The organism is Thioclava sp. JM3 (assembly GCF_002213185.1).
Classification (GTDB): Bacteria; Pseudomonadota; Alphaproteobacteria; order Rhodobacterales; family Rhodobacteraceae; genus Thioclava; species Thioclava nitratireducens.
The window spans coordinates 401,579-409,036 of record NZ_NBOB01000004.1 but is presented as its reverse complement, the minus strand read 5'-3'; the positions used below and the strand labels follow the sequence as shown (position 1 = coordinate 409,036).

Below are 7,458 nucleotides of genomic sequence, written 5' to 3'. Positions count from 1 at the left end.
GTGCAGGCGCGGCAGGCGTATTTGGGGCGAACCGTGACGAGCACGCGCAGCTGGGCGGGCACGATGTCCAGTCGCTCGGTCCGGTCCTCGCCGATCTTGTGCATCTCCCCGCAGCCACAAGGACATTGCAAACTGTCCGGCTCGATCACGCGCTCGATGCGCGGCAGGTCCTTGGGCAGGTTGCCTCGATTGCGCCGGGCTGCACGCCGGGGTAGGCTCTCGGACGGCGCTTGCGTCTCCTGCTTCTCCTCGGCTTCGGCGACCGCAATCTCGAGATCCTCGAACGCCAGCTGCCGGTCATCTTCGCTGAGCTTCTCGGACCGTTTGCCGTGGACTGCTTGGTTGAGTTCGGCGACCAGATGCTCGAGGCGCTTGATGATCTCCTTGAGGCTGACCCTCTCACCTTTGAGCTCCTCATGCTCGCGCAGCAGCGCGGCGACAGCTTCGCGCTGCGCCTCGGGGATTGCGGACAGGTCAATGATCGCGGTGGATGACATGGCCGGAGGCTACCCCGAAGCCGCCTCGAAGGCCCGCCCTTTCTCGTGCCTGATTCACTCTGCCGCAGCCGGGCGGCGGATCTCCAGGGCCTTCACCTTGCGCCAGTCGAGCCCGGCGAACAGGGCCTCGAACTGCGCCCGGTTCAAAGTCATCACGCCGTCCCGAACCGCCGGCCAGATGAAGGAACTCTCCTCAAGCCGCTTGTAGGCCATCACCAGCCCGGTGCCGTCCCAGAAGAGGATCTTTAGCCTGTCTGCACGCTTCGCCCGGAACAAAAACACGGTGCCAGTGAACGGATCCTCCTTCAGGACCGATGCGACCTGCGCGGCGAGACCGTCGTGGCCTTTCCTGAAGTCGACCGGCTGGGTCGCCACGAGGATACGGACGGTGTGGGACGGCATCATCACGAGGACGCCCCGAGCGCATGGACGATCTCGGCAATCCGCACTGCCGGGGTGTCGGCGGCAAGCGCGATCGTCACGTCACCGAAGACGAGGCGGAGGCTGTCGTCCGACTGCCCCGAGGGCTGCGGCGCCTGCGGGGGCTTCGGCTCGCACAGGACAACCGGCGCGAAGGCAGTCGGCTCATCCGACATCTCGGCGGCGGGCAGGACCAGCTTGCCCTCTTTGGCCAGGCATCGCCACGCCGACAACTGGTTCGGCTTCATCCCGTAACGCGCCGCCACGGCGTTCACCGTCGCGCCCGGCTCAAGTGTCTCCGCGACAGCCTGTGCCTTCACATTCTCCGGCCACCGGCGGTGCCCGCTCTCGAAGATCTCAACTCCCAGCGATCTGAGAAACGCAGTCTGAGCATCCATTGCGAAACGCACTCCCATCTTGAGATGGGTATCACCTCGCAGTCCGCGCCGGCGTAGACAACGTGCCGCTCAGACACCGCTTACCTTTATCTCGATAAAGAAATCTGGTGATCGTCCGCAGGACCTACAGGAAATCACCGACCGAATTGAGGCTGATGGGTATGAACTCATGGGTTGGAGACAGGCAGAAGAGACACTTCGGGATATGCGTAGGGAAGATATCGGCGGGATACACACCGACCAGCCTGAAGTTATTCGGGAACATCTTATCCGCGTCGTTCGAGAGAGCGATCAAGCGCAATTTCTGGCGGAACGGCTTATGGACGCTGAAGCCTATCCGGCATTGATCACCGATGATCTCAGGATCAAAGCAATGCGCCTCATGCGCAATATTCGTTCTACCCAGGAAATAGAAGACCTCGATCCTGACGCGGAGGTCAAGGCGCTTTACGGCGCCATGAAACTCCGCATGGATTCCCTCGGTATTCCTCCATCGCAAGCGGGGAAGTTATTGAGTTCGCCGACGCTGTTGCAGATATCACAGAGTGAGGAATCGTAGAATGCCTGCCCCCAAAGGCTCCAGAAATGCAGCCGCCTATCAGAAAGAGATGGCGGACAACTGCGCCACGAAGATATCAAGCGCGCTGACTGAGCTTAGGCGGATTGGCGCTCTGTTTGAGAATGTCACAAAGCTATCGAAGCATGTATCGGAGCAGATTGGCGTCAGCGACGTTACTCTGCGCCGAAATGAGCGTTACCGCGCCCAGCTCGACGAGTATTTGGTGTCGCAAAAAGGAGCAGCCAACCTTCTTTCGCCTTTGCATCAGGGCCTGACAGTCCATAGGGCCAAGGTCAGAATGCTGAAGGCCGACATTGCGAACAGGGACAGGAGAATTAAGCGGCTTGAACATGCCATTTCCAATATGGGGCGGTCCGTTCCCCACCCAGACAGCACCGTTGCTCCTAAGACTCTTCAAAAACCTAAAGAGGGGCAACGTTCGAGTGAGTTCGTTCAGACAGCCCATCTGGTATTGGCTTTGCTGGAACACACTCAAGGCTTGATTGTAGACACCGAACGAAAGTCGATTGTCGATGAATTCGGCATGCCCGGTAGCGACGTCGTTGCCGGTGAAAATTTGGCCGGCGCCTTCGTCGAATGGTTCAAGAAGGAGGGCGTCTCGTGACAGTGAAGAATACAGGTGCTGAACGACTTCTTCGTGCTCTGACCAAATTCGATGACGGTGAAGTCCCTACCAACGCGAAAGGCCAGATCGACTATAAGAACCTAACTCTGCGGCTCCGCGAGTTAACCGCTGATGACGGTGAATGGCAGGTTCGCGTCGACGACCGGCAGAATTTCTACCGCGAAGAACTCAAGACGGCTGTCGACATTCTGGCCGAGAATCATCGTCTTTCTCAGCGTAGCGAAGTCGATATAGACCAAGTTGCCAAGTCGAGGATTGCCGCCACTGCCAAACGCGCAAAAGCAGATCGCGAAGGCGCGGTTCATGCTCGCGCGCAATATGCAGCTTTGCTTCAAAAGTTGAACGAGGTGGAAGCGAAATATGCGGCGCTTCAACGAGAGAACGAGGGCCTCAAAGCTCAGTTGGATATGGTCAGATCTGGCCTGTTGCCGAAGGTGATCTAACATGGAACTTGCCGTTAAGAGCATCGTGAACCAGTTCCCGTTAGGTGTTATCTTCTCTGGCGAATGCAGGGATGGTCGTGTTTACAGGGTGCGGGTCAAGGAGCCCCTCTACCCAGCTGTCGGTGAAAGCTATTCCGTCTCCGGCGCTCAGTCGGAGTTCCGTGATGATTACGGCAGGACCTTTACCCAGATCGAAGTGGACTCGATTGAACGGACGGCCACATCGGGTCGTTTGCTCTCGGGCTATTTGATGACATTGGCTCACGTCGGAGAAGCACGCGCTAAACGCCTCATCGATACGTTCGGTGAGGACATTCATGAAGTTCTCGCTGATCCAGAACGCCTCGAAGAAATTGGCGAGGCTTTGCAGCCAGACCGCCCGGCTCTTGGTTCAAAGTTAGCCGCGCATGTCCAGGCAGAATTCACTGAGAAGCTGGCGGCCGATAAGGTCCAGGTCGAGCAATTTGAATTCTACGCCTGCTTGGAGCACCTCGGTGTTCAGGATCGAGTAGCTGCTCGAAAGCTCTGGCGTTTACTCGGGGCCTCGAGTGCCGGTGACGCGCTCATTGCAAACCCGTATTTGGCGGCCGCGCTGCTGCCGTGGTCAACCGCCGACGCCCTTGGCCGATCTATTCTGCGTAGGTCTGGCACAGAGCGCGTTGCGAGGCATCCAGAGCGACTTCGCGGAGCCGTGGATGCCGCTACTCGTAAATTGCTTTCACAGGGCCATACGGCGGCTACAGAGGCGCAATGGCGCAATCTTGCCCCGCATGGGGTCGATGGAGCCGCCATGGTCGCCGAGGGGCTCGCCAGCGGCTCTTTGGTCCAATCCGGAGAACTGATACGGCCGCTTGGAGCCCGATACTTGGAGAACGATGTTCGGGACATGCTCGTGGCGTTCTCGGCCAGCGCCCGAATTCATGGACCTCCGAAGTTATCCGCAGCTATCACAGAAGCGGAAGGAGCAATCGGGTTCGTTCTTACCGAGGAGCAACGGAATGCAGTGAGGCAGATTATTGGCCGGCCGCTTGCATGCCTTCAAGGGGGTGCCGGTGTGGGCAAAACAACCGTCATGTCGGCGGTGGCTTTTGCCTGGGAAGCGCTCGGCGGCAATGTCCTAATGGCTGCTCTTGCCGGAAAAGCGGCACTTCAGCTTAGTCGCTCAACGTCACGCCCAGGAAGTCCCAGATTGGCTGTGACGATTGCAAGGCTTATCAACGGTATACGTGCGCTCGGCGAAGGTAAAACCGGAGAACATCTTCCCAATCTGACCAGGAATACTCTGCTGATCATCGACGAAGCCGCGATGGCTGATACAGCCACGTTACATGAATTGCTAAGCGAGATTAGAAAATTTCAGCCGCTGGGATGCAGGATTCTGCTTGTTGGCGATTCCGGGCAGCTCCCCCCTGTGGGATTTGGCGCAGTGTTTCATGAGCTGGTCCACAATGCAGAAATCACAAGCCACCTCACGCGCCCGCTGAGGCAGGCGAAGGGATCGTCAATTCCTCTTATTGCCGGTGAAATTCGTCGTGGTGAAGTGCCGGACATACCGAACTTCCTCGAACAGACGGAAGGGGTTCACTTTGTCGAGGCCACGCCAAACGCCTTGATTTCGACAACTGCAAAATTATACCGCCACATCCGCAGCTATTCCGACGTGGATGAAGTCATGGTTTGTGCGGCCAAGAACGACACCGTCGAAGCGTTCAATAAGGCGATGATCGCCAAGAACTGGGACAAGGCCAAACGCCTCGGCCTCTACGCGGATGTCTATCCCGGCGACCCCATCATCTGCACGAAAAACCATTACAGCAGCGGCTTGTTTAATGGCATGCTCGGTGTCGTCCAAGATATTGAAGATGAGATAATGGTTAGCTGGGAGGGGGACCCTATTGATCCGAATACCCGTCGCCCTATTTTGCGAACCATTCCGACCGAAGTGGCGCTCGACATCAAGCTCGCCTACGCAATCACCTGCCATAAGAGCCAGGGGTCCTCGGCTAAAGCGGTTGTCGTCATGCTGGAAGATACACCCCTGCTTACGAGGGAATGGCTATATACGGCTGTTACGCGCGCGAGAGCGCAGGTTATCATAATCGGCTCAAGAGAAGAACTAAGCAAAGCCATTGGTCGCCGAACAAAACGGATAACAGGCTTCAGCTACGCGGGTCCGAAGGGATTGGTTTGACGAAAAAATGCGCGTATAAAATCGACGCGATCTGCCCGCCCTGTCGGGCGGAACGAGGCGAAGCAGACAATAAGCGCATTTCTTTCGTCAAAGGATCGAAGTCTCCCGCAAGCGCCTCTGGCCGGTGTCAATAAAGCCCTGCTGTGTTTCCCGACATTCATCCAGCTGATGCCAGGGGCCGGGGTTGAGTTTGGCGCTGTTGCGCCGCGGGAGCAATGGGCGAGCGGCGGAACGTTTCCGTTCCGTGGAGCCGATCGCCCATTGCGGTGAGTTGGGCCGCGAAAGCTGCGGGGGTTGGTGGCCGGAGAAGGTGAAGGCACAGGGTAATCGCCCGATTGAGACCGCAGGTTGCTTCTGAAGCATAGGGGCGACCAAGATGATCGCCATGCCGGTCAGGCAAAAGTAAGCGGCGGCTGCATCCCACCTCAGGTTCAGCTTGACGGCTTGAACTTCTCCCGTGGAACTTCAAGCCGTCAAGCTGATCACCGGTGCGGCCGAAACCGCCACGAGAACTCCGCGATCACCGCCATATCCGAGTTCTAAGAGATCAAGGTATGCGGGATAATTGTCTATTCTTGCTCAGATCGAGGAGGACAACCCGTTAGAAGAAACTCGCAAGCACCGATTGAGTATGCTCATCTGGTTGCAATTCCGAAATTTGCCCGCTATTTCCCGCGCAATCATCTGGACTTGGGGTGCGATCCCCGAGTGGCTCTCCTGGCCGCCGACCCGCCGGGCTAACCCAGATTATCTGTAAAGATGACCGGTTTGGCGTTCAGGCCTGACCGGATAGGAACGGAACTCTCAAAATGAACCTCGACGCCTATCGACGCCAGTGGCTCGGTAACGTTCGCGGCGACCTGCTCTCCGGCATCGTCGTCGCACTTGCTCTTATTCCGGAGGCAATTGCCTTCTCGATCATAGCTGGCGTGGACCCGAAAGTCGGTCTTTACGCCTCCTTCTCCATTGCGGTCGTCACCGCGATCGCCGGCGGCCGACCCGGCATGATTTCGGCGGCAACAGCCGCGACCGCCGTGCTCATGGTCACGCTCGTCGCGGACCACGGTCTCGAATACCTTTTGGCAACCACGGTGCTCGCCGGTCTTCTCCAGATCGCCGCTGGGTTCGCCCGGCTCGGCCATCTGATGCGTTTCGTCTCGCGCTCGGTGATGACCGGCTTCGTTAACGCGCTCGCCATCTTGATCTTCATGGCGCAGATCCCCGAGCTGACCGGGGTGCCGTGGCTGACCTACCCCCTCGTCGCGGCCGGTCTCGGGATCATCTATCTCTTTCCCTACCTCACACGGGCCGTGCCCTCCCCGCTGGTGACGATCATTGTCTTGACGGCGGTAGTGATGGTCACCGGCTGGGACGTTCACACCGTCGGCGACATGGGCGCGCTGCCTGACACACTGCCAGTCTTCCTGATCCCTGACATTCCTCTCAACTTCGAGACGCTGACGATCATCCTGCCTTATGCGGCGGCCGTTGCGGTTGTCGGACTTCTTGAAAGCATGATGACCGAGAACATCGTCGATGACCTGACGGACACGAGGTCGGACCGCAACCAAGAGTGCATCGGGCAAGGGCTCGCAAATACCCTGACCGGCTTCATCGGCGGCATGGCTGGCTGTGCTATGATTGGTCAATCCATGATCAACATCAAGTCTGGCGGCCGCGGGCGGCTATCCTGCTTCGCTGCCGGAGTATTTCTGCTCGTGATGGTGGTTCCACTCGGCGACATCGTCGCGCAAATCCCGATGGCGGCGCTCGTCGCGATCATGATCATGGTTTCGATTGGCACCTTCTCATGGTCATCGATCAAGCAACTCAAAACGCACCCCAGATCGTCATCTGTGGTGATGCTCGTGACCGTGGCAGTCGTGGTCTACACCCACAATCTCGCTATCGGTGTGCTTGTGGGCGTCCTGCTGTCGGGCCTCTTTTTCGCGGCCAAGATCGCTCAGCTCTTCCGGGTCACCTCGTCGCTGTCCGATGACGGGCGCGTGCGCACTTACCGCATTACGGGACAGCTTTTCTTCGCCTCGGTGGAGAATTTCATGGATGCCTTTGACTTCAAGGAAGCTGCCGATCAGGTGGTGATCGACGTGAGCCATGCACATATCTGGGACGTCTCTTCGATTGCCGCCCTCGACATGGCCGTGCTGAAGTTCCGTCGAGACGGATCGGCGGTCGAAATCGTCGGCATGAATGAAGCATCGAAGACCATCGTTGACAAGCTGGCCGTCCATGACGAGCCCGGCGCGATGGACAAATTGATGTCGCATTGAGGGAGGGGAACTA

General features: G+C 58.1%; 8 protein-coding genes and 1 other annotated feature. Of the genes, 5 read left to right on the top strand and 3 right to left on the bottom strand.

What is annotated here, in order from left to right:
- From B6V73_RS09920 to B6V73_RS21335, 3 genes are all read right to left on the bottom strand, one after another.
- On the bottom strand, positions 1-497 hold a 497-nt coding region (locus B6V73_RS09920), incomplete at its 3' end, for an IS66 family transposase zinc-finger binding domain-containing protein (protein ID WP_206185577.1).
- A 54-nt stretch (positions 498-551) separates the two neighbouring features.
- Positions 552-902 (bottom strand): IS66 family insertion sequence element accessory protein TnpB, encoded by a 351-nt coding sequence (gene tnpB / locus B6V73_RS09915; RefSeq protein ID WP_088725149.1) that lies wholly within the window; start codon positions 900-902, stop codon positions 552-554.
- A complete protein-coding gene (locus B6V73_RS21335; RefSeq protein WP_276206796.1) occupies positions 902-1,315 on the bottom strand; it encodes a transposase in 414 nt (137 codons plus the stop codon). Before B6V73_RS21335 ends, tnpB begins: the two co-directional genes overlap by 1 nt.
- A 205-nt stretch (positions 1,316-1,520) precedes the next feature.
- Here B6V73_RS21335 and B6V73_RS09905 point away from each other — a divergent pair, with 205 nt between their 5' ends.
- The 5 genes from B6V73_RS09905 to B6V73_RS09885 all read left to right on the top strand — a co-directional run bounded on the left by B6V73_RS09905 (position 1,521) and on the right by B6V73_RS09885 (position 7,445).
- On the top strand, positions 1,521-1,874 hold the full coding sequence (locus tag B6V73_RS09905; RefSeq protein ID WP_088725148.1) for a hypothetical protein: 354 nt from the start codon (positions 1,521-1,523) through the stop codon (positions 1,872-1,874).
- A 1-nt stretch (position 1,875) separates the two neighbouring features.
- Complete coding sequence (locus tag B6V73_RS09900; RefSeq protein WP_088725147.1) at positions 1,876-2,499, top strand: hypothetical protein; 624 nt, start codon at positions 1,876-1,878, stop codon at positions 2,497-2,499.
- Positions 2,496-2,963 carry a hypothetical protein gene (locus B6V73_RS09895; protein WP_143597889.1) on the top strand — a complete coding sequence of 156 codons (468 nt, stop codon included), beginning with the start codon at positions 2,496-2,498 and terminating at the stop codon, positions 2,961-2,963. The genes B6V73_RS09900 and B6V73_RS09895 overlap by 4 nt, the downstream gene beginning before the upstream one ends.
- A gap of 1 nt (position 2,964) precedes the next feature.
- Positions 2,965-5,154: an AAA family ATPase gene (locus B6V73_RS09890; RefSeq protein ID WP_088725145.1), complete on the top strand. Its 2,190-nt coding sequence runs from the start codon at positions 2,965-2,967 to the stop codon at positions 5,152-5,154.
- Positions 5,155-5,837: 683 nt separating this feature from the next.
- Positions 5,838-5,896: a sequence feature (sul1 is cis-regulatory element that is thought to sense ions involved in sulfur or methionine metabolism; They are found in Alphaproteobacteria), on the top strand.
- 67 nt (positions 5,897-5,963) lie between these two features.
- Positions 5,964-7,445, top strand: a complete 1,482-nt coding sequence (locus B6V73_RS09885) for a SulP family inorganic anion transporter (protein ID WP_088725144.1) — start codon at positions 5,964-5,966, stop codon at positions 7,443-7,445.
- Positions 7,446-7,458 lie beyond the last annotated feature (13 nt).